Raw genomic sequence first — 22148 nt, 5'->3', positions numbered from 1 at the left:
CCGTGAGGGACGATCAGCCCGCCGCCTTGAAGGCGATCTGCTGCTCCTCCTTGATGCGGAACAGGAAGGCCGCCATGGCGTCGCGCTTCACCGTGGTCCACGGACGGTAGGTGCCGTCCGGCCAGCCCTTGGTGATGCCCTCGGCCTTCAGCCAGGCGATCTCCTTCGCGAAGGGGATCGTCACCGGCACGTCACGGAACGGCGGGGTGGTGGGCTTGGGGAACGACGGGGACCCGGCGTAGCGGTAGATGAACGCGGCGATGGCGTCGCGGTTGATCGGCTGGGTGGGGCGGAAGGTTCCGTCTGGCCAGCCGCGGGCGATGCCCATCTGGTACGCCCAGATGATCGCCTCGTAGTGCTCCACACCCGGACGCACGTCGCGGAACGGCTCCGAGCGCGGGCGATCCACCTCGGGGGACCCGGCGAGACGGTGCAGGAAGGCGCACATGGCGTCACGGTTCACCGGGGCCAGCGGACGGTAGGTCCCATCCGGGAAGCCCTTGACGATGCCCCGGTGCCAGGCCCACAGCACCGCGTCGTAGTGCTCGTACCCGGGCCGCATGTCCGTGAACGGCGGGCGGGAGGGCAGCACGTGCACCACGGTCGGCTTCGGGCCGGTGCCGGCGTAATCCGGGAAGTAGGAGTTCGGCGCCTCGAAGGTGCCCTCCTCGCCCGGATGCTGCACGGAGACGAAGACCGACAGGTCACGGTCGCGGACGATCGGACCGCAGGTCTCGGCGTCACGCGGCACGGAGAGGAACTGCTCGACGCGGCCGCGGGCCTCGCCCTCCAGGGTGACGCGGAACAGGCCGTCGTTGTAGCCGATGCCGCCGGGCTGGCCGTCGGTGGAGATCCACAGGTTGCCCACGGAGTCGAAGGCCAGGTTGTCCGGGCAGGAGATCGGCGAGACCTTGTCGACGGGGAAGCCGCCGAAGTAGGTCTGGTCACCCTGCTTGGGGTCACCGCACACCAGCAGCAGGTTCCACGCGAAGGTGGTGGAGGTCTGGTCACCACGCTCGTCGATCTCGACCACGTGACCGTCACGGTTCTCGATCCGCGGGTTCACCTCGTCGACGCCGGCCCTGCCGGCGGTGCCGCGCTGGGAGTTGTTGGTGCAGGCCACGTAGACCTTGCGGGAGTGCAGCGAGGGCTCGACGTCCTCGCAGCGGTCCATCTTGGTGGGGCCGACGGCGTCGGCCGCCAGGCGGGTGTGGACGAGCACCTGCTCCACGGTGAAGCCGGGCACGCGGGACTGCCCGTCGACCACCAGCGGCAGCCACTCACCGGAGCCGTCGAAGGCACCGTCGGAGGGCAGCGTGCCGGTGCCGTCGATCTCGGCGGCCGGGGAGTCACCGGTGAACTTCGCGACGTACAGGTCGCCGTTCTCCAGCAGGGTCATGTTGTGCGCGCGGTCGCCCTCGCGGTACGTGTCGCGGGAGACGAACTTGTACAGGTAGTCGAAACGCTCGTCGTCGCCGGAGTACGCGACGGCCTTGCCGTTCTCGGCGATGATGACGTTCGCGCCCTCATGCTTGAAACGGCCCAGCGAGGTGTGCTTGCGCGGGGTCGAGGTGGGATCCCACGGATCGACCTCCACGATGTATCCGAAGCGGTTCGGCTCGTTCTCGTAGCCGGCGGTGCGGGCATCGAAGCGAGCGTCGATCCGCTCCCAGCCGTAGACCGAGGGGGCGTCCTTCAGCCCGTAGCGCTTGTCGGCGGCGGAGGTGCCGGCGGTGCGGAAGTACCCGTTGAAGTTCTCCTCACCCGACAGCAGGGTGCCCCACGGGGTGAGACCACCGGCGCAGTTGCCGACGGTCCCCAGCACGGTGCGGCCGGAGGGATCGTCCTTCGTCTTCAGCAGGTCCGAACCCGCGGCCGGGCCGGTCAGGCGGAACTCGTCCTCCACCAGGATGCGGCGGTTCAGCGTCGCACCCTTCACGTAGCGGTACGGGCGGGTGACGTCCTCGCGCTCCAGCTCCACCACCGAGAACCCGTGCGCGGCCTGGGTGATCTCGGCGACGGTCGTGGCGTCGGTCCCGGTCGGGAGCATGATGTTCGCGTTCGTGTACTCATGGTTCACGAACATCACGGCGCGCTTGCCGCGCGAGCCCGGGATCTCCTGGATCTCGGTGTAGTCGTTGTTGTACCCGAACTGGCGCTTCTGCGCCTCGGCGCTCTGCTGGTTCCAGTTGAACTCCGGCGAGTCGGCGAACAGCGGGTCGCCCCACCGGATGACCGGGTGCCAGTCGAAGTTCTGCGGGACGGTGAACTCGTCGACCGCGGCGTCCACCGGCGCGATCGGGGTGAAGTCGAGGCGGGTGCCGTTCGGGGTGACCGTCGGGGCGACGGGCGCACCGGCGGCGGAGGCGGCGGGAGTGCCCGCCCCCTGGGTGCCGGCCAGACCGATGGCGATGGCGCCGAGGCCGCCGCCGATCAGGGCGCGGCGGGACAGGGCGGCCGTGGCGATGTCACGGAAGTAGCCGTTGCCGGAGGTGTTGCACACCTCGCCGGCGCAGGCGTTGGCGCACTTGAGAGCACAGGTCACCGGAGAGCGCTTGCCCTTGGTGTGACCGGCCATGAGGAGAGGGAGCTGGAGGGCCATGGGGTTCCCTTCGTCATCCGGAGGACGGAGTCGTGCGGGGGTCTGTGGAGGACACAGGCCACGGGTGCCGCAGGATCGGTCGCGCGACGCGGCCGTGCGGTGCATCCTCCCCACCGCACCGAACGTGCGCCCCACACCCAGGTGAACATGCGATGACGCCCCGGGGACGGATCCCCGGGGCGTCATCGCATGTGGTCGCCTCAGATGCGCGCCCGCGGCACGAAGTCCTTCGGCTTGACCAGCACGACCGGGCAGGGCACCTCCATCACCACCCGCTGGGAGGTGGAGCCCAGCAAGATCTTCCCGATCGGGGTGCGCTTGCGGATACCCAGCACCAGCAGGTCCATGTGCTCGTCCTGGGCGACGGCGATGATGTCATCGGCCGGATCGTCGCGCCGGGGGACGATCCGCAGATCGTGCGGCACACCCGTCTCCGCGAGACGCTCCGAGAGCGGACGGGTGTCGGTGACCCCATGGGCCTTCGACACCCCGGAGGTGGTGCTCTCGGAGGCGAGCACCACGAGTTCGGCGCCCTTGGAGCGGGCCTCGGCCACGGCGTACTCGAAGGCCGCCTCGCTGGTGGCGCTGGGGACATAGGCGAGCAGGATCTTCACAGCGGTCACTCCTTGCCGATCTCGTCGACGTGGTGGAAACGGGTGCGGCGGGCGTAGACGGCGCCGTTGTAGATCCAGGTGATCACGTACAGCACCAGGCCGACCAGCAGCAGGGAGCCGCCGATCGCGTAGTTGATGGGTTTCTGGGCGATCGGCGTGACCAGCAGGAAGGAGGTCAGCGCCCCGATCCACGGCAGCAGCGACGGAGTCCGGAAGTGCTCCCGCTCCACCGGGTCCTTCCTGCGCAGGACCAGCACCGCGATGTTCACCAGGCAGAACACACCCAGCAGCAGCATCGCGGTGGTGCCGCCGAGGGCGCCGATGGTCTCCTGCCCCAGCACGAAGCGGACCGTGAGGATCAGCGCCACCCCGAGCAGGGTCGAGAACACGATGGCCGACCACGGCGTGCGACGGCCCGGCAGCACGTACCGCATGAAGCCCGGCAGCACACCCTGGCGGGACATGCCGAACAGCAGACGCGAGGCCATCATCATGTTGATCAGCACGGTATTGGCGACCGCAAAGATCGAGATGATCGGGAAGATCGTGTCGATGGGGAGGTTCGGGGCGCCCTTCTCCACGACGGTCAGGAGCGGCGTGGTGGCCTCGGTGAGCTCACCGATCGGCACGATCGCCACGGCGGTGATCGACACGATCACGTAGACCAAGCCGGTGATCGACAGGCCGGCCACCAGCATCCGCGGGAAGTTCCGTACCGGGTCGACGGTCTCCTCCGCCATGTTCACGGAGTCCTCGAACCCGACCATGGAGAAGAACGCCAGCGCGGTGGCGCCGACGACGGCCATGAGCAGGGACTTGTCCCCCTGGGTCTCGAAGAGCACCACGCGGGAGAAGTCGGCCTTGCCCTCGGCGATCGCGAGGAAGCCGACCAGGATCACCAGGGCCAGACCGCTCAGCTCGATCAGCGTGAGCACCACGTTGAGCTTCACGGACTCGCTGACGCCGATCATGTTGATGCACGCCACGAGGCAGACGAAGAGCACCGCGATGACGGTGGCGGTGAGCTTCGCCTGGTCCTCCCCCATCGACTCGTCGAGGCCGAAGGCCTTGAGCACGTTCTCCGCGAGGAACACGGAGCTGGTGGCGGCAGAGGTGATGCCGGAGGACAGCACGGCGAAGGTGACCATGAAGGTCACGAAGTGCACACCGAAGGCCTTGTGGATGTACAGGGCGGCACCCGCGGCCTGCGGGTACTTGGTCACCATCTCCAGATAGGAGAAGGCGGTGATCAGGGCGACGGTGAAGGCGATGAGGATCGGCAGCCATCCGGCGCCGCCCACCTCGCCGGCGACCTTGCCGGTGAGGGAGTAGACGCCGGTGCCGAGGATGTCACCGACGATGAACAGCAGCAGGAGCTTCGGCGTGATCGCCTTCTTGAGCTCCGGTTGCTCCGGCGCCGACGCCTCAGCGGGCGCGCTCGGGACCGCATGGGACATGTGTGCTCCTGGGGGAGGGGGACGGGAAGGGCGGGCGGCGACGAGCGGGCTCGGGACGCCACGTCCGGGGCCACCGCACCGGGCGGCACGGTCGAGGCAGGCTACACCAGACGATGACCCCCGTCACCGGGTCAATGCGCGGCCGTCGGCTGGTCCCGCAGCAGGTCCACCCGGATCGAGCCGCCGCGGGATCCCTCGGTGCCGGCGGCGGGCACGGCGCTGCGTCGCACGTCCTCACGGTCGGTCTGCACCCAGCGGCGCGCGGCCTCGCTGCTGAGCGCCATCACCCCGAGCACGGACGCTCCCACCGCCGCCAGGGAGGCGGTGTCGAGCTGCTCGAGCGGACGCAGCGTCGCCAACAGCAGTCGCACGGCGGCGTCGGCGGAGAACAGGGCCATGAGCAGCAGACGCGCCCAGCGCTGGCGGCGGAGCACCCCGAACAGCAGCAGCACACCGGCGGCCCAGATCGCCGTGGCGATCCACGGGGTGCCCCGCTCATCGACGAAGATGCTCAGCTCCTCGAGCACCCCGGAGGCGTCCACATGCAGACCCAGGGCGAGCCACACCCACGCCAGGAACAGTGTCTGGATCGCGAGAACCGCACCGGTGAGGATCACCGTGGGCGGAGGCAGGTGGTGATCACCGGCCCCGGCGAGGGCATCGTGGAAGTCATCCAGGGCGTCGTGCCACTGGGCCGCGAGCTCCGCCCGACCGACGCGCCCCTCGGCTGCCGCCGCGCCGCCACGGGCCACCGCCAGCGCCGCCCGGGTCGCCTCCTGCGCGCGGGCCCGCAGCACGGAGCTGCCGGTGCCGCGGTGTCGGGGGAGCATGGCGGCGGTGGCACCGTCGGACCGCTCGGCCACCCCGGTGACGTCGATGACGGGCAGGTCGCCGTCGGTGCGCAGGCGGTCGCCCTGGCCGTTGCGGTGGTGGTACGAGGTCGAGTAGTCCCGGACCACGTGGACGGGTACCTCCGGGCTGCCGTAGCGGACGGTGTCGACGATGTAATCGCGTTCGACGTCGATGTTCTCGTCGATGCGGTGGGTGACCTGGAAGGTGAAGAAGGAGAAGCCGACGGCGCGGTCGAAGGTGCCGGCCGCGAGCCAGTCGGTGCGGTAGCCGCCGGGCAGCACGAAGTCGGCGGGCATCCGCCAGAACCGCACGTGATGGCGTTTGCTGGTGGTGCCGCCGACCTCCTGCTGGTACGTGAAGTCGTGGCGCCGCCCCAGCAGGTACAGGTCGGACACGGGCGCGGCCGGATAGGAGCGGCGCAGCAGCGTCGCCGCGACCATGCCCCAGGCGGAGCGCAGGGTCTTCTCCTCGGCGAGCACCCATCCGGCGCGGCGCATGGCCACGTGCACGTCGGCCTCCGAGCCGTCGAGCCCCACATTGACGGGGTCGGAGAACACGCCGTCGGAGGTGCGGGTGCGGCCGATGAAGTAGTCGGGCAGGTAGATCCAGGTGAGCACCTGGTGCAGACGCGGCAGGGTCACGTACGTGAGCAGCAGCCAGAAGCCGACCAGATAGAGGATCCGCACGGGGCTGGGGACGAACCCGGCCCGCAGGTACAGCCCCGCGAGCCACATCGACATGAGCACACCGGCGACCACGAAGAGGGCATCGAACAGGGTGTACAGCTCGGGCCGTTCGATATGGGCCTCGCCACCGCGCTCATGGTCGTACACCGGGGGTGACGACGGCACGGGCCGGTCGATCGGGACCGGGGGCCGGGCCGAGGGGGCGGACATGCGCCCAGCGTAGCGGGGCGTGATCCTCGACCGAGCCCCGGGGTGCGTCAGAAAGTGCGCACCTCACTGCGGGAGAGCGTGAAGCCCGTGGCGGAGCGGGTGTCCCAGCAGGTCATGCCGTCCTCGGCGCTGGTGCAGGCGATGGCGCCGGTCACGGCGGTCTCCCCGTACTCGAGGGTGGTGGCATCGGTGGCGTCGACCGGCTCGTCGCAGGCGGGTGCGGCCTCGTCGTCCCGCAGTCGCAGCGTCAGCTCCGGGCCGTCCTCGCAGTTCTCCGGCTCCCCTCCCCCGCGGCGGTCCTCGATGCTGCACCGCACCGACTCCTGCTCCAGGGCGCAGATGATGTTCCCGGAGGGGGAGACGATCAGGTCGAGTTCCTGCGCCCCCTCGGGGGCCGGGGAGGCCAGCCCCTCGGCACCGGCTCCCGCCGGCTGGCCGGTGGAGGAGGCGACCTCCGAGGGGTCCGTCGTGCGGCGGTACCCGGCGTCGGGCTCCGCCAGCAGGGCCCGCAGCCCGAGGACGGCGCCGAGCACCAGCAGCAGGGTCAGCAGCAGGCAGCCGACGGCCCACAGCGCGCGACGGCCACCGGCCGATCCGGGGGGATCGTCCGCCGGACGACCGGGGTCACCCGCGGGAGGGGTGGGGTCCCCCGCGGGGACGGCGACGGGCGTCGCCTGCGCGGGCGCCGGGTGGGGGGACGTCCCGGGGGTCGCGTCCCGGCCGGGCCGCGACGGCGGGTCCGCGACCGTGGGCACCTGCTGCGTCACCGGCTCCGCGCCGGGGGTCTGGGCCGGCGGGGTCGGCAGAGGGCGTGCCGACCCGTTCGGGTTGGCGCGTGAGGACACCCACCGCGACTGACGCGGGGCGCCCGGGTCGGACGGAAAGGTCACGGCGGTTCCTCCCGGTCGGCTCCTGGACCCTCCGACTCTGGCACACGTGGGACGGGGGCGGGGCGATCCGGCCGCCGCTGTGCGGGGCGCCACAGCCGTGCGGCCACCCCGCGGACCGCCCCACGGTGCATCTCCCGGGCCCCTCCCCGCCGCGTGTCAGGCCGTCCCTCTACGCTGACGGGACCGACGAACCGTGTGTAAGGAGATTCCCATGAGCACTGTCCCGACCCTCCGTTTCCATGACGGCCGTGAGATCCCGCAGCTCGGCTTCGGCGTCTGGCAGGTCGAGGACGAGGTGGCCGAGAAGGTCGTCGGCGAGGCCCTGAAGGTCGGCTACCGCCACATCGACACCGCCGCCATCTACGGCAATGAGGCCGGCGTGGGTCGCGCCCTCGCCGCGTCCGACGTCGCCCGGGAGGACGTGTTCGTCACCACCAAGCTGTGGAACGACTCGCATCGCCATGACGATGCGGTCGCCGCCCTCGACACCTCCCTGGAGAAGCTGGGCCTGGACTACGTCGACCTCTACCTCATCCACTGGGCCAAGCCGAAGCAGGGCCAGTACCTCGACGCCTGGCGCACCCTCATCGAGCTGCAGAAGACCGGCAAGGTGAAGTCCATCGGCGTCTCCAACTTCCCGCAGGAGCAGCTGGAGGAGATCATCGAGGCGACCGGCGTGAAGCCGGTGATCCACCAGATCGAGCTGCACCCCCACTTCCAGCAGGCCGATCTGCGCGCCTACGGCCGTGACCACGGCATCCTCACCGAGGCCTGGTCCCCGCTGGGCCAGGGCAAGGACGTCCTCACCGACCCGGTGATCACGGAGATCGCCGAGGCGAAGGGCGCCACCCCGGCACAGGTCGTCATCGCCTGGCACCTGGCCATCGGCAACGTGGTGATCCCGAAGTCCGTGACCCCCGAGCGCATCGTCTCGAACTTCGAGGCCACCTCCGTGTCCCTCACCGAGGACGAGGTCCGCGCCATCGGCCGTCTCGACTCGGCCGAGGGCCGCATCGGCCCCGACCCGGCCGAATGCGACTTCTGATCCGCTGACCGGGCCCGGATCGGGTCGGCCGGGTGGTGCCCACCGCCCGGCCGACCCGATCCACCCGACGATCCGTCCTCACCACTCGCACGCCCCGGAGGTCCCCATGCCCGTCGCCTCGATCCCGCTGGCCGATGGCCGCACGATCCCCCAGCTCGGCTTCGGCGTGTTCAAGGTGCCGCCGGGGCAGACCGAGGAGGTCACCGCGCAGGCGCTGCTGGCTGGCTACCGCCACGTGGACACGGCCGCTCGGTACGAGAACGAGGCCGGGGTCGGTGCGGCGGTGCGGGCCTCCGGCCTGGAGCGGGAGGATCTGTTCATCACCACCAAACTGCAGCCCGATGACATGGCCCGCACCCAGGTGCCGCGGGCCTTCGCCCGCTCCCTCGAGGAGCTGGGGCTCGAGTACGTCGATCTGTTCCTCGTCCACTGGGCCACGCCCTCGCAGGGCCGGTACGTGGAGGCGTGGGAGGCGCTGATCGAGCTGCAGGAGCAGGGGCGGGTGCGCTCCATCGGGGTGTGCAACCATCCGCGGCCGCAGCTGGAGGAGATCGTGGAGGCGACCGGCGTCGTGCCGGTGATCCACCAGATCGAACTGCACCCGTACTTCCAGCAGCATGACCTGCGGGCGTTGCATGCGGAGCTGGGGATCGTCACCGAGTCGTGGGGCCCGCTGGGGCAGGGGAAGCAGGGTCTGCTGGAGGACGACACCCTGGTGCGGATCGCCCGCGAGCATGACGCCACCTCCGCCCAGGTGGTGCTGGCCTGGCATCTGGCCGAGGGCCTGGTGGCGCTGCCGAAGTCGGTGACACCGTCGCGGATCGTGGAGAACCTCGCCGCGACGGAGCTGGAGCTGACGGAGCAGGATCTCGCAGCGATCCGGGCCCTGGACCGGCCCGACGGTCGCGGCGGCGCCGACCCCGCCGAGCGCTGATCCGCGCGGCCGCCCCCGCCGGAGTGTCTCAGTAGTAGACCGCGAGAGGTCCGCGCGGTCCCGCGACGACCTCGACGGGCGTGTTGAACACCCGTGTCAGCACCTCGGAGCGCATGATCTCCTCCACGGTGCCGTACTCGGCGATGGCACCGTCCTTCATGGCGAGGATGCGGTCGGCGTAGGCGGCGGCGAAGTTGATGTCGTGCAGCACCACCACCACGGTGCGGCCCATCACCTGCGCCGCTTCCTTCAGCTGCCGCATCATCTGCACGCTGTGCTGCATGTCGAGGTTGTTCAGCGGCTCGTCCAGCAGCACGTACTCGGTGTCCTGTGCCAGCACCATCGCCACGTAGGCCCGCTGCCGCTGGCCACCGGAGAGCTGGTCCAGGAACCTGTCCTCGAGCTCTCGCAGATCCAGGAAGTCGATGGCGCGGGAGATGTGGTGCTCGTCCTCGCGGGTGAGCCGCCCCTTGGAGTATGGGAAGCGGCCGAAACCGACCAGCTGCCGCACCGTCAACCGGGTGACGAAGTGGTTCTCCTGGCGGAGGATCGCGAGCATCTGCGCGACGGTGCGGGGTTTGGCGCGACGCACGTCCACCCCGCCGACGGTGATCTCCCCGCCGTCGGCCTCCAGCAGCCTCCCGATCATCGTGAGGGTGGTGGACTTTCCGGCACCGTTGGGGCCCACCATGGCGGTGACCCCGCCGCGGGGGAGCTCCACGCTCACGGGACCGATGCTCACCTCGGAGCTGTACTCCTTGCGGAGATTCTCGACGCGGATCACAGACGCCCCTTTCGCAGCAGCACCACCAGGAACACGGAGGCGCCGACCAGCTCGATGATGACGGTGACGGCCCCGGCGGCGTAGAACACGTGGCGCATGATCAGGGTGGCACCGGCCAGCACCACGTACCCGACGAGCGCCGCCGCGGGCAGCAGGTAGCGGTGGTCGCGGCTGGGCACCAGCTGGTACGTCAGCATCGCCACCAGGAAACCGAGGAAAGTCATGGGACCGACGAGGGCGGTGGAGACGGCCATCAACACCGCCACCATCACCAGGGTCAGACGCATCTCCGCCCGGTGTGGCACCCCCAGGTTCACGGCGGTGTCGCGGCCCAACGCCAGCACGTTCAACACCGGGGAGCGCAGCCACAGCAGCACCGCGGTGACCGCCACCACCGGGGCGACGGCCACCAGGTGCCGCGGGTCGGCATTGCCGAGGTTGCCGAACAGCCGCGCGGTGAGGATGTCGAACTCGCTGGGGGTGAGGAGCCGCTGCAGGAACGTCGACAGCGCACCGAGCCCGCCGCCGATCACCATGCCGATCAGCAGCATGGTGTGCATGTCGGCGCGTCGCCCCGACAGCAGCCAGCCGTACAGCGCGCTGGCCAGCGCCACCATCAGCCCGATCCGCAGGAACAGAGCCCCCAGACCCTGGGAGGCGGCGAGCCCGGCGGCGCCGGCGACGAACATCGTCGCGGTCTGGATCGCGATGTACAGCGATTCGAAGCCGAGGATCGACGGGGTGAGGATACGGTTGTCGGCGACGGTCTGGAACGCGACGGTGGCCAGGGCCTGGCACACCGCGACCACCGCCATCACCGCGATGGTGCTCAGGCGCAGCCGGGCGATCAGCCAGTACCCCTCACTGCCCCACGGCATGGGGTTGTCGTAGCTGAGCAGGGCGAACGTCGCGACGACCGCCACCGCCGCGAGCACCCCCAGGTGCACCCAGTAGCGGTGCTGCTGCCGCGGGGCGTCGAAGGCCCGGGTGCAGCGCACACCGCAGTCATCGGTGCACTGCCCCAGCAGCCGCGCGGTGCACACCTGCCCCGGCAGGCCGTTCCCCTGCCGTGGCGTGATCGGGAGCAGGCGGGCGGGATCGGGACGCTCAACCATGGGGCCTCTGACGCAGCAGGAGCACGATGAACACGACCGCGCCGACGAGCCCCAGGATCAGGCTGACGGGAATCTCGAAGGGGTAGCGGATGATGCGCCCCAGGATGTCGCATGCGGCGACCAGGGCGGTGCCGGTCAGGGCGATCCACGGCAGGTTCGAGCGGAGGTCGTCCCCGCGGGCCATCGCCACGACGTTCGGCACGATCAGCCCCAAGAACGGCAGGTAGCCGACGATCACCGTGGTGACGCCGGTGCCGAGGGCGACGAGCACCGTGCCCAACAGCATCACCCGTTCGTACGACAGGCCGACACTGGTGGCGACCTCGCGGCCCAGACCCGCCACGGTGAACTGGTCGGCCGCGAGGAACAGCACGGCGGCGACGATCACCGTGAGCCACAGCAGCTCGTACTGGCCCTTGTAGATCGCGGTGAAGGATCCGGCGAACCAGATGCCGAGGTTCTGCAGGGTGTCGGTGAGCAGGGCGAGGTAGGTGGTGAGGGCGCTGACGACGGTGCCGAGCATGATCCCGATGATCGGCACCACCAGGGAACTGGTGAGCGCCACCCGCCGCAGCAGCAGGAAGAACACCATGGTGCCGACGAAGGCCGCGAGCACCGCCCCGCCCATGCGCACACCGAGCCCGGCCTGCGGGAGGGTGATCGTCACCAGCAGCAGACCCAGCCCCGCCCATTCGGTGGTGCCGGTGGTGGTCGGCGCGACGAAGCGGTTCTGGGTGAGCAGCTGCATGATCACGCCGCTGAGCGCCATGGTGGCGCCGGCCAGGACCAGGGCGAGAGTGCGCGGCACACGCGTGATGAGGAACATCTCCCAGCCGTCGGGCTGACCGAACACGTCGTACGCCCCGACGACCAGGCTCAGCGCGAGCAGTGCCAGCACCCCCGCACCGGCAAGCAGCAGGGCGGGGGTGACCACGCGCCGGGGGCGCGCGGGGGCCGTCAGGACGGACCCGGGCATCAAGCGGACATGGCGTCGGCGAGGGAGCCGAGGATCTCGGTGTACGCCTGGATGTCCTCGGTGGTGTAGAAGGTGGCCGGCATGTACACGACCTGTCCCTTCGCCACCGCCGGGACGGACGCCAGGGCGGGGTTCGACTCGATGAGCTGCTGGGCGGGCCGGTACCCGGGCTCCTCGCTGGCGGTGATCGCGGCGTCGCGGTCCATCACCAGCAGCCATTCGGGGGCGGCCTGGACGATGGCCTCAACGGAGATGTCGTCACCGTGGGCGGCGTCCTCGGCGGGCTTGTCGATGGCCGGGGTCAGACCCACCATGTCGAAGATCGGGCCGACGTTGCGGGGGGTGCCGGGGGCGACGTACGCGATGTCACCACCGCTGGTGATCAGGCCCATCACCGGGGAGGTGCCGTCGTAGGCCTGCGTCGCCCGTTCGATCGCGGCGTCGAAGTCGGCGATGAGCTTCTCCGCCTCGGCCTGCTTGCCGAAGATCTGGCCGAAGACGGTGGTGCTGCGGCGCAGCTCGTCGGCGACGGGCTGGTCGTCGCGGGGGGTGACGTCGACGACGGCGGCCTCCCCCACCAGCGGCAGGATCTTCTCCCGCAGACCGGCGAAGCGGCCGCCGGTGACGACGAGGTCGGGTGCGGCCTCCACGAAGGCCTCGAGGTTCGGTTCGCGGTGGGAGCCGAGGTCGATGATCTCGTCATCGGTCTTGTAGGCGACGCCCTTGGGGACGATCGGCTTCGGCACCGCGACGGGTGCGATGCCCCAGGCCTCGGCGGTACGGAAGACCCGGCTGTCGGTGAGGACGACGCGCTGCGGCGAGGCCGGCACCTGCACCTGACCGAAGTTGTCCTCCACGGTGGCTCCGGGGGCGGCCCCGTCGGCGCCGGCGTCGGAGGCGCCTGCGCCGCTGCCGGAGCCTCCGGCGGCACCCGTCTGCGCTCCACCGGAGCAGGCGGCGAGGGTCCCGGCCCCGAGAGTGCCGAGGACGAGGGTGGACAGCTGGCGGCGGGTCAGTGCGCTCACGGGGGCTCCTTGGGGGTGACGACGGGGAAGACGGTCGGGTCGGCGCGACGGTCGACGAGAGGTGGGCGTCGGCGGATGCACGGCGTCGCGTCGGAAAGGTTAGCCTCACCTGATCCGATTACGCAACGCCCGCGTTTCATATTCATGTCTGGGTCCGTCGCCGCTGGTCGAGACGGCGCCCGATCCGGGCCGACGACGCACAGCGCCCCGACGAGTGACTCGCCGGGGCGCTGTGCGGTGCGCGGGCGGGGTCAGCTGCGGCGCTGGCCGGTGGCGACGCGGGTGATCTCCTCGGCGGTGCGCTGCACGGCCTGGGCGAGCATCTGCACCTGGCGCTCGTCGACCTGGCTGTCCTTCCAGGTCAGGGCGACGGCGGCGAGGGGCCAGCCGGCGCGGTCCAGAATCGGTGCGGCCACGGAGCTGAAACCCTCGGTGACGAAACCGCGCTCGTAGGCGACGCCGTCGCGCCGCACGGCCGTCAGCGCGGTGCGCAGGCTCGAGGGCGAGTGGGGGGCGTCCGGCGCGGAGGTGCGCTGCAGGAAGTCGTCGGTGCCGCCGTACAGGGTGCGCACATGCGCCGGGGGCATCTGCGCCAGCATCGCGAGGCCGCTGGCGGTGAGGTGGGCGGGCAGGCGCACACCGATGTCGGTGACCAGGGAGGCGCGGGAGCGGGAGCGGGCCCGCTCCTCGACGATGTAGAGGACGTCGGCGCCATGCAGCACGGCCAGGTGCCCGGACTCCCCCACCGAGTCGACGAGACGCTCCACCGCTCGGCGGCCGACCCGCGCCAGCGGCGCGTGCCGTGAATACCCGGCGGCGAGCTCGTAGGCGGCGGGACCCAGCGCATACTGACGGTCGGCGGCCAGGTGCAGGGCATAGCCGTGCTGCACCAGGGTGGCCAGGAGGTCGTAGGTGGTGGAGCGCGGAAGGGACAGCTCAGCCGCGACCCGAGCCGCCGGCACCGGCCCTCTCTGGGCGGCGAGGAAGGTCAGGACGCGGAGCGTCGCATCCGCCGCGGGAGCCTTCGGTGCCGCGGCGGCAGCGGGGGTGTGCGCGGGCTGCTCTGCCATGATGGATCAGCATGCCACCCCGGCGGACGCGCACCCCTCGCAGACTCCGCCGCCCCGCGAGGAGGTCACTGTGACGCTCATCCCCACTCCCGCCGATCTGTGGGACGGACGCCGCGACGGCGACGGCCCCGAGCACGCCCGCTGGCACCAGGTGGTGCAGCGGGAGGAGGCTCCGGACAGTGGGAGCGTTCCCGCAGGTCAGCATGTGGCGGTGCTCGGCTTCCGCAGCGACGAGGGCGTGCGGCGCAATCGGGGCCGCACCGGTGCGGCGGAGGGGCCGACGGCGCTGCGCCGCGCCCTGGGACCCCTCGCCGTGCACGGACCGGTCGGTCACCGGGAGGTCGCGATCGTGGATCGCGGCGATGTGACCTACGAGGGGCGCGATCTGGAGGGCGGCCAGGCCGAGGCCGCCGCGCAGATCACCCGCGCCCTGGACGCCCCCGGTAACCACCTCACCGTGGTGTTGGGCGGGGGCCACGAGACCGCCTGGGCCTCCTACCAGGGGCTCGTCGCCTCCGCACCCGTCGCCGGGGGTGGCGGCGGGACTGAGGGGGCGGGTGCCCGGGGTGGACGCTGGGGTGTACTGAACCTCGACGCCCACTTCGACCTGCGGCGCGCCGACGAGCCGTCCTCGGGCACCCCGTTCGCACAGATGGCCGACGCCGAGCGCGCCGCCGGCCGCGACCTGCATTACATGGTGCTCGGCATCGCCGAACCGTCGAACACCCAGGTGCTCTTCGACGAGGCGCGCCGACTGGGCGTGCGGTGGATGACCGACGAGGAGTGCCTGGAGGCCGGGGAGGCGGGGATCCGCGCGGTGATCGAGGAGTTCGCCGCGGACCTCGACGTGCTGTACCTGACGATCGATCTGGACGTGCTGCCGGCGTCGGTCGCCCCGGGGGTGTCGGCTCCGGCGGCCCTGGGGGTACCGCTGCCGCTGATCGGTGCGGCCGTGCGGGCCGCCGCGGCCACCGGCCGGATGCGCCTGCTGGACGTGGTGGAGCTGAACCCGTCGGTCGATGAGGCCGACCGGACCGCCCGCGCCGCCGCCCGCCTGATCGATATGGCCGTGCGCACCGTCCTGGATGCCCACCCCGCGGTGGCTCTCACCTCCTCGGCGGGGGACCCCGCCGAGGCCCCGTCCCTCCCGACCCCACCCAGGAACGCCTGATGCCCCGACCCACTGCCGAGGAGCGCGTGGCCCGCATGACCGTGGCCGATGTCTACCCGCTCTACGTGACCAAGCTCGAGCGCAAGGGCCGCACCGAGGCCGAACTGCGGGAGGTCATCACCTGGCTGACCGGGTACGACGGTGCGGTGCTCGACCACCACCTGGCTTCCGGCACGACCTTCGCGCAGTTCTTCGAGGAGGCGACCCTGCCGCCGCAGGCCGCGGGCGTCACCGGCGTGATCTGCGGGGTGCGGGTGGAGGAGATCGAGGACCCGCTGCTGCAGAACGTCCGCCGCCTCGACAAGCTGGTGGATGAGCTGGCCCGCGGCAAGGCGATGGAGAAGGTGCTGCGCAGCTGAGGGACCACGCCGTGCTGTGGTACGACCAGCCCGCCGCCTCGTGGGAGAAGCAGGCCCTGCCGATCGCCACCGGCCGCCTCGGGGGCATGCTGTTCGGCGCCCCGGCGGTGGAGGAGATCCAGCTCAACGAGCATTCGTTGTGGGGCGGCATCAACGACTACGACAACGCGCTCGCCGGGCAGCCCGACTGGGCCTTCGACACCTCGGTGACCGGGTTCGGCTGCTATCTCGACACGGGCAGGGTGCGGGTCGAGATCGGCGGGGCCTCGGGGGCCGCGGACCTCTCTGCCGTCTCCGACTACCGCCGCAGCCTCGACCTCCGCACCGGCGTGCATCGCGTCGTGTACACCCTTCCCGGCGCGACCGACGCGAAGGGCCGACCGGCCGTCGTGACCCGTGAGGCCATCGCGCATCGCGACACCGATGTGATCCTCCTGCACCTGCACAGCACCGCGGTCGGCGGTCTCGATGCCGCGATCACGCTCGAGTCCGCGCAGGACGCTCCGACCGACGCCGATGCCGACGGTCGCACCCTGCGGGCCTCCGGCACGCTCACGAACGGGTTGCGGCACCTGGTCGCCGTGCGGGTGGGGCGCACCGATGGCGCCGTGACCGCGGTCCCGGGGGACGCGACGACGACCGCCGCCCTCCGAGTCGCCGGCGCCACCGAGGTGACCCTGGTGATCGATGCCGGCACGGACTACGCCCTCTCGGCCGCGGACGACTGGCGCGGCCCCGACCCCGCTCCTGCCGTGGAGGCCCGACTGGCGTCGGCCGCGCGGCGTGAGTGGGAGGCGCTGCGGGCCGATCACGAGCGGGCCATGCAGGCTCTCACCGGCAGTGTGCTGCTCGACCTGGGCAGCGCCGGTGCCGAGGTCGAGGACCTGCCCACCGATGCCCGTCTGCGTCGTTACGCCACGGGCGTCTCCGATCCGGGCCTGGAGCGGCTGGTGGTGGAGTACGGCTGGTACCTGCTGCTGAGCTCCTCACGCCCCGGGGTCTGCCGGCGAACCTGCAGGGGTTGTGGAACGCATCGAATCAGCCGCCGTGGGCCTCGGACTATCACACGAACATCAATCTGCAGATGAACTACTGGGCGGCGGAGACGCTGGACATGCCGCAGGCGCATGAGGCGCTGATCGGGTTCCTGCGCGAGATCGCCGTGCCCAGCCGCGTGGCCACACGGCACGCCTTCGGGGAGGACACCCCCGGGTGGACGACCCGCACCTCGGTCAGTGTCTTCGGAGGGAACGCGTGGGAGTGGAACCTCCCGGCCAGTGCCTGGTTGATGCAGCACGTGGCCGACCACGCGGCCTTCACGCCGGATCCCCGGTTCCTCGCCGAGGTCGCCTACCCGATGATCCGGGAGATCTGCGACCTGTGGGAGGCCCGCCTGGTGCGGCGGGAGGACGGGTTGTTGGTGGTGCCCGACGGCTGGTCGCCCGAGCATGGGCCCCGTGAGGACGGCGCCATGCACGACCAGCAGATCGTGTGGGACCTGTTCCAGAACCTGCAGGAGGTGGCCACCACCCTCGAGGAGGCCGGTGCCCGCACGGGGGCCGATGCGGTGCCCGTGCCTGCGGACCTGGTGGAGCATCGCACGCGGATCGCAGTCCTGCAGGCGGATCTCGCGCCGAACCGCATCGGCTCCTGGGGGCAGCTTCAGGAGTGGCAGACCGACCGCGACGACCCGACCGATCTGCACCGTCACACCTCGCACCTGTTCGCCGTGTATCCCGGGCGGCAGATCACGCAGGCCCCGCCCGAGCTGCAGCGGGCCGCCCTGGTCTCGCTCCAGGCACGCTGCGGCCAGCGGGGTGCCGAGGTGGTCACCGCCGCCGGTGTGAGCGGGGATTCCCGGCGTTCGTGGACCTGGCCGTGGCGGGCCGCGCTGTTCGCCCGGCTCGATGAGGCCGACAGCGCCCACGAGATGCTGCGCGGCCTGCTGACGTATTCGATGCATCCGAACCTGTTCGCCACGCATCCCCCGTTCCAGATCGACGGCAACCTGGGCATCCCCGCCGTGGTGGCGAAGATGCTGCTGCAGAGCCACGACGGGGTGATCCGGGTCCTGCCGGCGCTGCCGCAGGCGTGGGCGGAGCGCGGATCCTTCACGGGGTTGCGCGCCCGCGGCGGGTACCGGGTGGACTGTGCGTGGCGGAAGGGACGCGTCACCGCGCTGCACGTGATCGCCGACCGCACCACCCCGGGGCCGGTCGAGGTGATCGTCGACGGTCGGCGCCGCACGGTGCAGGTGCGGCCGCGCTGAGGGGCCTCACCGGAACGCGAGCGCGCTGATCTGCTGCTCCACCACCGCGGCGTAGAACCCGTCGGGGCGGTCGAGCAGCCCCTGGTCATATCCCCTGAGCTCCAGCAGCAGGAGCCCGATCACCTGGGCGAGACCGCCGAGGGCGAGGGCCAGGGCGGCGGGCGGCGTGAAGGGATGCTCCCGCTGGAGTTCCGCCATGTCCTGCGCGACGGGGGCCGGCACGGGGGCGGGTCGGGCGGTGCGGACCGCGTCGAGGAAGGGCTCGGCGAGGGTGAGCAGCGTCGGGGTGGTGTCGATGGCCTGCAGGGCACCGGGCACCGGGGTGCCGACCAGCAGGTGGAACTCATGGGGGTGTGCGAGGGCCCAGTCCCGCAGGGCCACGGCTGCTCGCCGCCAGGCGTCGGGGCCGTCGTCACCGCAGGTCGCCGCACCGACGTGCGCGTTCAGGGCGCTGATGGCCTCATGCGTCAGGGCGGTGAGCAGTGCTTCCCGGGTGGGGAAATGCCGGAACACCGCGGAGGAGACCACCCCGGCGGTGCGCGCCGCAGCCCGCGTGGACACCGCCGACGCACCCCCGGCCGCGAGCTGATCACGAGCTGCCGCGAGGAGACGCGCACGGGTGCTACTGCGGGCGTCATCGCGGGTGTGAGCAGTGATCTCCGGGGTCATGGACGCCATTGTGCCGCATCCGGCACGCCCCCGCGGTCAGAGTGAGCGGTGCTCACCTCAGTGGGCACCGCTCATCGTTGCAGGTCGCACCATCCATGACGCTCTGCGGGCGGCGTGGACCGGGCGCCTGACGTGGCGATCAGACGAACACGATCTGAGCGCCCGCGGACTTCTCGATGAAGTCGGTGGCGGAGATGATGGCGTCGATCTCGGACACGAGGTTCGCCTCCTTGATCTTCATCATCTCCACCGTGAGCTTGCAGGCCCAGAGCTTCCCGCCCATCGCAGAGATCTGCTCCAGCATCTCCCGCACGGTGGGGATCTCGAGGTCGGCCATCTGCTTCTTCATCATGCGGGTGGCGAAGCCGGTGACCCCGGGCAGCACCGCGAGGGCCTGCGGCATGGAGGCGGTGCCGAGCCCGCCGCGCAGGCGCTCCAGCTCCGGCATGTGCATCGCGGTGTTGCCGCTGAAGGTGAACTTCAGGGAGTCGGCGGTGCGCACGTCCACCAGGTCCAGACCCCAGAAGGTGAAGAAGATGTCGACGTCGATGCCCTCGGACAGCGCCGCGTTCGCCATGATCAGCGCCGGGTAGGCCATGTCGAGGTTGCCCTTGGAGCAGATGAAGGCCATCTTCCGCGGGCCGGCCGCGGCGGCAGCACCGGCGGCGGAGGTGGAGGGGGTATCCGGAGTTGCCCCGGAGGACCGAGCGGCGTTCGTGCCGAAGTCCGGGATGATGTTGCCGTGGGCGTCGAGGGGCATGGGGGGTCCTTTCGGAGGCACCGCCGGGCGGTGCGGGGTGTCGGTGGAGGGGAGGCCCGGGTCAGACGCAGGCCACGGGCTTCGTGGCGCCGGCGATGTAGGCGAGGATCTTGGCGGGCTTGCCGGGGAACATCTCGAAGATGGCCTTGATGTCGAACCCGCCGACCTTGTTCATGCGGCGCATGGTGGGTGCGGCGCCCTCGGCGAGGTAGTCCTGACGGACGAAGCGGATCAGCTCCCACTGGGCGTCGCTGAGCTCGGGGAAGCCGGCGATGCGGGCGAGTTCCGCGGCGAGCTCCTCGTCCCACTCCTCGGGGACGGTGAGGAAGCCCTCCTCGTTGACGGTGATGGGGCGACCCAGGAACGTGTTGGTGGGCATGGTGTGTGCCTTTCTGCGGGAATCGTCGGGGTGGTCGGGGACGGCAGGGGCCGGTTCCGCGGCCGTGTCAGTCGCGCGGGATGTTCTTGCCCGCGCGCGACATGTGCGCCGGGAACGGCAGCGTTCGGCCCGGGATCAGCATCGTCGAGTAGATCTGCTCGAAAGCGAGCTTCGAGAGGTGGTTCAGACCCGACGGTGCGAGCAGCTTCAGGGGGCCGACGGCCGGCAGCGGGAACACCCCGGTGACGGGCTCCTGCTCGTAGTTGAAGTCGAGCAGCATGGCCTGGCCGCGCCCCGACTCGATGAAGCAGTTGGCGTGCCCGTCGAAGGTCTCCGGCAGCGGCTTCCCGGTGATGTCCGCGAGCAGGTTCGGCACCAGGGCGTCGGCCTCGAAGTGCACGACCGATCCCGCCTTGGAGGTGGGAGCGTCGGTGGCGTCACCGATCACCCAGATGTCCGGGTCGGCCAGGGAGCGCAGGGTGTGGCGGTCGACGGGGACGAAGCCCGCGTCGTTGCCCAGACCGGAGTCGACGACCACCTGCGCCCCGCGGTTCGGCGGCACCGTCACCAGCACGTCATAGTCGACGACGCGGTCGTCATAGGAGCGGATCTGCTTCGCCTCGCCGTCCACGGCGGCGATCTGGAAGTCGGTCACCACCCGGATCCCGCGCTCCGCGAGCAGGTTCGCGAGGGTTGCGGAGGCGATGGGCTTGGTGAAGGCACCGTCCAGCGGGGTCACGAAGGTGATGTCGACGTCGAACATCCGGCCGCGGCGACGCATGTAGTCCTGAGCCAACAGGGCGAACTCCATCGGCGCCACCGGGCACTTGATCGGCATCTCGCTGATGTGCACCACGAGGTTGCCCCGGCGGAGGTTCTTCAGCACCGGTGCCAGCGCGGCGGAGCCCTCGAGGGAGTAGAAGTCGTGGGCCTGACCGGCGGCGAGCGCCTCGGCCATGCCGGTCACCTCGGTCGGGTCGGTGTGGGTGCCGGTGGCGATGATGACGAGGGTGTTCACAGCGGGCCTCTAGCCGTCGTCGCTGTGGCCAGACTAGGGCGCGGACCATATGCCCCCCAGGGTATTTCGTCCCGCTGTGGCGGGCCCCACCACGACGGTCCGCGGGCGCTCCCGCGCTGACTCCCCTCACGCCCCCGCAGCGCTCGTCCCGCCCATCCGTCACACTGGGAGGATGCCCGACACCACCGATCCCCGCGTCGCCGTTTACCTGGACTTCGACAACATCGTCATGTCCTGGTACGACCGGATCCACGGACGCCACGCCTACAGCCGCGACCGACAGCGCATCGCCGAGGACATCACCGACCCGGAGGTCGCCGAGCGGCTGGCCGCCGCCACCGTGGACGTCGGCGCGATCATCGACTATGCGGCGTCGTTCGGGGCGCTGACTCTCACCCGCGCCTACGCCGACTGGTCCGCGCCGGTGAACGCCACCTATCGCCAGCAGCTGGTGGGCCGCGCTGTCGACCTGGTGCAGCTCTTCCCCGCGGCCGCGTACGGGAAGAACGGCGCGGACATCCGCCTGGCCGTGGACGCCGTGGAGGACATGTTCCGCATCCCGGCGCTGACGCACGTGGTGATCGTCGCCGGGGACTCCGACTATGTGGCGCTCGCCCAGCGCTGCCGCCGCCTCGGCCGCTACGTGGTGGGTATGGGCGTGACCGGGTCGACCGCGAAGTCCCTGGCCGCGGCCTGCGACGAGTTCGAACCGTACGACCAGCTGCCGGGTGTCGAGGTGCCGCAGGACGAGGAGCCCCGCCGCGGCGGCCGGGGCCGGCGCGGCGGGAAGGGCGCCGATACGCGCGCCCCAGAGGTCGAGGAGACCACCCCCACTGCCCCAGAGCAGGACACGGCAGTCGAGCCCGCTTCCGAACCCGCCACGGCATCGGCCGACACTGCGGAGAAGCAGGGTGGATCCGGGCGCGGCCGCGGGCGTCGTCGGGCCACCCGCCCCGCCGGAGCGCCGACGGACCTGCCCGACCCCTCCGAGGACGCCGACGAGGAGGACCCTCGGGAGGACCCGCAGGAGGTCGCCGCCCGGCTGCTCCGGCGGGCGCTGCAGATCGGCGACCGCGGCGACAGCGAGTGGCTGCACAGCTCCGCGGTGAAGAGCCACATGCGCCGCATGGATCCGTCGTTCAGCGAGAAGGCCCTGGGTTTCCGCAGCTTCTCCGATTTCGTGAAGGCCCACGCGGACATCGCCGAGCTGGAGGAGACAGGCCACGAGCGTCTGATCCGCGCGAGGGACTAAGGGGCGTCGGT

Annotated in this window: 20 protein-coding genes and 2 pseudogenes; 7 read left to right on the top strand and 15 right to left on the bottom strand. The window is 71.0% G+C overall.

Going from position 1 to position 22148, the window contains the following annotated elements; all coding sequences use genetic code 11:
- Positions 1–13: 13 nt before the first annotated feature.
- The 6 genes and pseudogenes from JSY14_RS08015 to JSY14_RS07990 form a co-directional block, all read right to left on the bottom strand.
- Positions 14–562 carry an S-layer homology domain-containing protein gene (locus JSY14_RS08015; RefSeq protein WP_259559632.1) on the bottom strand — a complete coding sequence of 183 codons (549 nt, stop codon included), beginning with the start codon at positions 560–562 and terminating at the stop codon, positions 14–16.
- A gap of 12 nt (positions 563–574) precedes the next feature.
- A pseudogene (locus JSY14_RS08010) lies at positions 575–2602 on the bottom strand (PhoX family protein); the annotation flags it as partial.
- A 200-nt stretch (positions 2603–2802) separates the two neighbouring features.
- A complete protein-coding gene (locus JSY14_RS08005) occupies positions 2803–3216 on the bottom strand; it encodes a universal stress protein (protein ID WP_259558232.1) in 414 nt (137 codons plus the stop codon).
- A gap of 5 nt (positions 3217–3221) precedes the next feature.
- Positions 3222–4673 carry an APC family permease gene (locus tag JSY14_RS08000; protein ID WP_259558231.1) on the bottom strand — a complete coding sequence of 484 codons (1452 nt, stop codon included), beginning with the start codon at positions 4671–4673 and terminating at the stop codon, positions 3222–3224.
- Positions 4674–4804: 131 nt separating this feature from the next.
- Positions 4805–6421 (bottom strand): LssY C-terminal domain-containing protein, encoded by a 1617-nt coding sequence (locus JSY14_RS07995; RefSeq protein ID WP_259558230.1) that lies wholly within the window; start codon positions 6419–6421, stop codon positions 4805–4807.
- A gap of 47 nt (positions 6422–6468) precedes the next feature.
- On the bottom strand, positions 6469–7311 hold the full coding sequence (locus tag JSY14_RS07990) for a hypothetical protein (RefSeq protein WP_259558229.1): 843 nt from the start codon (positions 7309–7311) through the stop codon (positions 6469–6471).
- Between the two features lie 211 nt (positions 7312–7522).
- Here JSY14_RS07990 and JSY14_RS07985 point away from each other — a divergent pair, with 211 nt between their 5' ends.
- Both JSY14_RS07985 and JSY14_RS07980 read left to right on the top strand, forming a co-directional pair.
- Complete coding sequence (locus JSY14_RS07985; protein ID WP_259558228.1) at positions 7523–8356, top strand: aldo/keto reductase; 834 nt, start codon at positions 7523–7525, stop codon at positions 8354–8356.
- Positions 8357–8462: 106 nt separating this feature from the next.
- Complete coding sequence (locus JSY14_RS07980; protein ID WP_259558227.1) at positions 8463–9290, top strand: aldo/keto reductase; 828 nt, start codon at positions 8463–8465, stop codon at positions 9288–9290.
- A 28-nt stretch (positions 9291–9318) separates the two neighbouring features.
- Here the strand turns inward: JSY14_RS07980 and JSY14_RS07975 are convergent, their stop codons facing one another.
- The 5 genes from JSY14_RS07975 to JSY14_RS07955 all read right to left on the bottom strand — a co-directional run bounded on the left by JSY14_RS07975 (position 9319) and on the right by JSY14_RS07955 (position 14260).
- Complete coding sequence (locus JSY14_RS07975; RefSeq protein WP_259558226.1) at positions 9319–10074, bottom strand: iron ABC transporter ATP-binding protein; 756 nt, start codon at positions 10072–10074, stop codon at positions 9319–9321.
- Positions 10071–11189: an iron chelate uptake ABC transporter family permease subunit gene (locus JSY14_RS07970; protein ID WP_259558225.1), complete on the bottom strand. Its 1119-nt coding sequence runs from the start codon at positions 11187–11189 to the stop codon at positions 10071–10073. The genes JSY14_RS07975 and JSY14_RS07970 overlap by 4 nt, the downstream gene beginning before the upstream one ends.
- Positions 11182–12165: an ABC transporter permease gene (locus tag JSY14_RS07965; protein ID WP_259558224.1), complete on the bottom strand. Its 984-nt coding sequence runs from the start codon at positions 12163–12165 to the stop codon at positions 11182–11184. The genes JSY14_RS07970 and JSY14_RS07965 overlap by 8 nt, the downstream gene beginning before the upstream one ends.
- Complete coding sequence (locus tag JSY14_RS07960) at positions 12165–13190, bottom strand: siderophore ABC transporter substrate-binding protein (RefSeq protein ID WP_259558223.1); 1026 nt, start codon at positions 13188–13190, stop codon at positions 12165–12167. Before JSY14_RS07960 ends, JSY14_RS07965 begins: the two co-directional genes overlap by 1 nt.
- A gap of 251 nt (positions 13191–13441) precedes the next feature.
- Positions 13442–14260 carry an IclR family transcriptional regulator gene (locus tag JSY14_RS07955; protein ID WP_259558222.1) on the bottom strand — a complete coding sequence of 273 codons (819 nt, stop codon included), beginning with the start codon at positions 14258–14260 and terminating at the stop codon, positions 13442–13444.
- Positions 14261–14330: 70 nt separating this feature from the next.
- Between JSY14_RS07955 and hutG the strand changes: the two genes are divergently transcribed.
- The 4 genes and pseudogenes from hutG (at position 14331) to JSY14_RS12565 (ending at position 18059) form a co-directional block, all read left to right on the top strand.
- On the top strand, positions 14331–15431 hold the full coding sequence (hutG, locus tag JSY14_RS07950) for a formimidoylglutamase (RefSeq protein ID WP_259558221.1): 1101 nt from the start codon (positions 14331–14333) through the stop codon (positions 15429–15431).
- The gene (locus tag JSY14_RS07945) at positions 15431–15790 is read left to right on the top strand and encodes a DUF2200 domain-containing protein (RefSeq protein WP_259558220.1); all 360 of its coding nucleotides are present in this window, start codon (positions 15431–15433) and stop codon (positions 15788–15790) included. The genes hutG and JSY14_RS07945 overlap by 1 nt, the downstream gene beginning before the upstream one ends.
- An 11-nt stretch (positions 15791–15801) precedes the next feature.
- A pseudogene (locus tag JSY14_RS12570) lies at positions 15802–17771 on the top strand (glycoside hydrolase family 95 protein); the annotation flags it as partial.
- Positions 17748–18059: a glycoside hydrolase family 95-like protein gene (locus JSY14_RS12565; protein WP_432803655.1), complete on the top strand. Its 312-nt coding sequence runs from the start codon at positions 17748–17750 to the stop codon at positions 18057–18059. The pseudogene JSY14_RS12570 and the gene JSY14_RS12565, both read left to right, overlap by 24 nt.
- Positions 18060–18065: 6 nt before the next feature.
- Here JSY14_RS12565 and JSY14_RS07930 read toward each other — a convergent pair whose 3' ends face one another.
- The 4 genes from JSY14_RS07930 to JSY14_RS07915 all read right to left on the bottom strand — a co-directional run bounded on the left by JSY14_RS07930 (position 18066) and on the right by JSY14_RS07915 (position 20885).
- Positions 18066–18728 carry a TetR/AcrR family transcriptional regulator gene (locus JSY14_RS07930; protein WP_259558217.1) on the bottom strand — a complete coding sequence of 221 codons (663 nt, stop codon included), beginning with the start codon at positions 18726–18728 and terminating at the stop codon, positions 18066–18068.
- A gap of 139 nt (positions 18729–18867) precedes the next feature.
- On the bottom strand, positions 18868–19488 hold the full coding sequence (locus tag JSY14_RS07925) for a DsrE/DsrF/DrsH-like family protein (RefSeq protein WP_259558216.1): 621 nt from the start codon (positions 19486–19488) through the stop codon (positions 18868–18870).
- Between the two features lie 61 nt (positions 19489–19549).
- Complete coding sequence (locus JSY14_RS07920) at positions 19550–19867, bottom strand: TusE/DsrC/DsvC family sulfur relay protein (RefSeq protein WP_259558215.1); 318 nt, start codon at positions 19865–19867, stop codon at positions 19550–19552.
- Positions 19868–19934: 67 nt separating this feature from the next.
- A complete protein-coding gene (locus JSY14_RS07915; protein WP_259558214.1) occupies positions 19935–20885 on the bottom strand; it encodes an NAD(P)/FAD-dependent oxidoreductase in 951 nt (316 codons plus the stop codon).
- Positions 20886–21057: 172 nt separating this feature from the next.
- Here JSY14_RS07915 and JSY14_RS07910 point away from each other — a divergent pair, with 172 nt between their 5' ends.
- Positions 21058–22137 (top strand): NYN domain-containing protein, encoded by a 1080-nt coding sequence (locus tag JSY14_RS07910; RefSeq protein WP_259558213.1) that lies wholly within the window; start codon positions 21058–21060, stop codon positions 22135–22137.
- Positions 22138–22148: the final 11 nt, after the last annotated feature.

Source organism: Brachybacterium sillae, from assembly GCF_025028335.1.
Lineage (GTDB): Bacteria > Actinomycetota > Actinomycetes > Actinomycetales > Dermabacteraceae > Brachybacterium > Brachybacterium sillae.
The sequence above is the reverse complement of the archived record's forward strand: the minus strand, read 5'-3'. Positions and strand labels throughout refer to the sequence as shown.

Coding starts and splice junctions, on each gene's coding strand:
- JSY14_RS12565 (WP_432803655.1), top strand. CDS start 17,748: ATGCATCCGAACCTGTTCGCCACGCATCCCCCGTTCCAGATCGACGGC.
- JSY14_RS07980 (WP_259558227.1), top strand. CDS start 8,463: ATGCCCGTCGCCTCGATCCCGCTGGCCGATGGCCGCACGATCCCCCAG.
- JSY14_RS07970 (WP_259558225.1), bottom strand. CDS start 11,189: ATGGTTGAGCGTCCCGATCCCGCCCGCCTGCTCCCGATCACGCCACGG.
- JSY14_RS07945 (WP_259558220.1), top strand. CDS start 15,431: ATGCCCCGACCCACTGCCGAGGAGCGCGTGGCCCGCATGACCGTGGCC.
- JSY14_RS07910 (WP_259558213.1), top strand. CDS start 21,058: ATGCCCGACACCACCGATCCCCGCGTCGCCGTTTACCTGGACTTCGAC.
- JSY14_RS07995 (WP_259558230.1), bottom strand. CDS start 6,421: ATGTCCGCCCCCTCGGCCCGGCCCCCGGTCCCGATCGACCGGCCCGTG.
- JSY14_RS07965 (WP_259558224.1), bottom strand. CDS start 12,165: ATGCCCGGGTCCGTCCTGACGGCCCCCGCGCGCCCCCGGCGCGTGGTC.
- JSY14_RS07930 (WP_259558217.1), bottom strand. CDS start 18,728: ATGACCCCGGAGATCACTGCTCACACCCGCGATGACGCCCGCAGTAGC.
- JSY14_RS07955 (WP_259558222.1), bottom strand. CDS start 14,260: ATGGCAGAGCAGCCCGCGCACACCCCCGCTGCCGCCGCGGCACCGAAG.
- JSY14_RS07985 (WP_259558228.1), top strand. CDS start 7,523: ATGAGCACTGTCCCGACCCTCCGTTTCCATGACGGCCGTGAGATCCCG.
- JSY14_RS08015 (WP_259559632.1), bottom strand. CDS start 562: ATGCGGCCCGGGTACGAGCACTACGACGCGGTGCTGTGGGCCTGGCAC.
- JSY14_RS07925 (WP_259558216.1), bottom strand. CDS start 19,488: ATGCCCCTCGACGCCCACGGCAACATCATCCCGGACTTCGGCACGAAC.
- JSY14_RS07920 (WP_259558215.1), bottom strand. CDS start 19,867: ATGCCCACCAACACGTTCCTGGGTCGCCCCATCACCGTCAACGAGGAG.
- JSY14_RS08000 (WP_259558231.1), bottom strand. CDS start 4,673: ATGTCCCATGCGGTCCCGAGCGCGCCCGCTGAGGCGTCGGCGCCGGAG.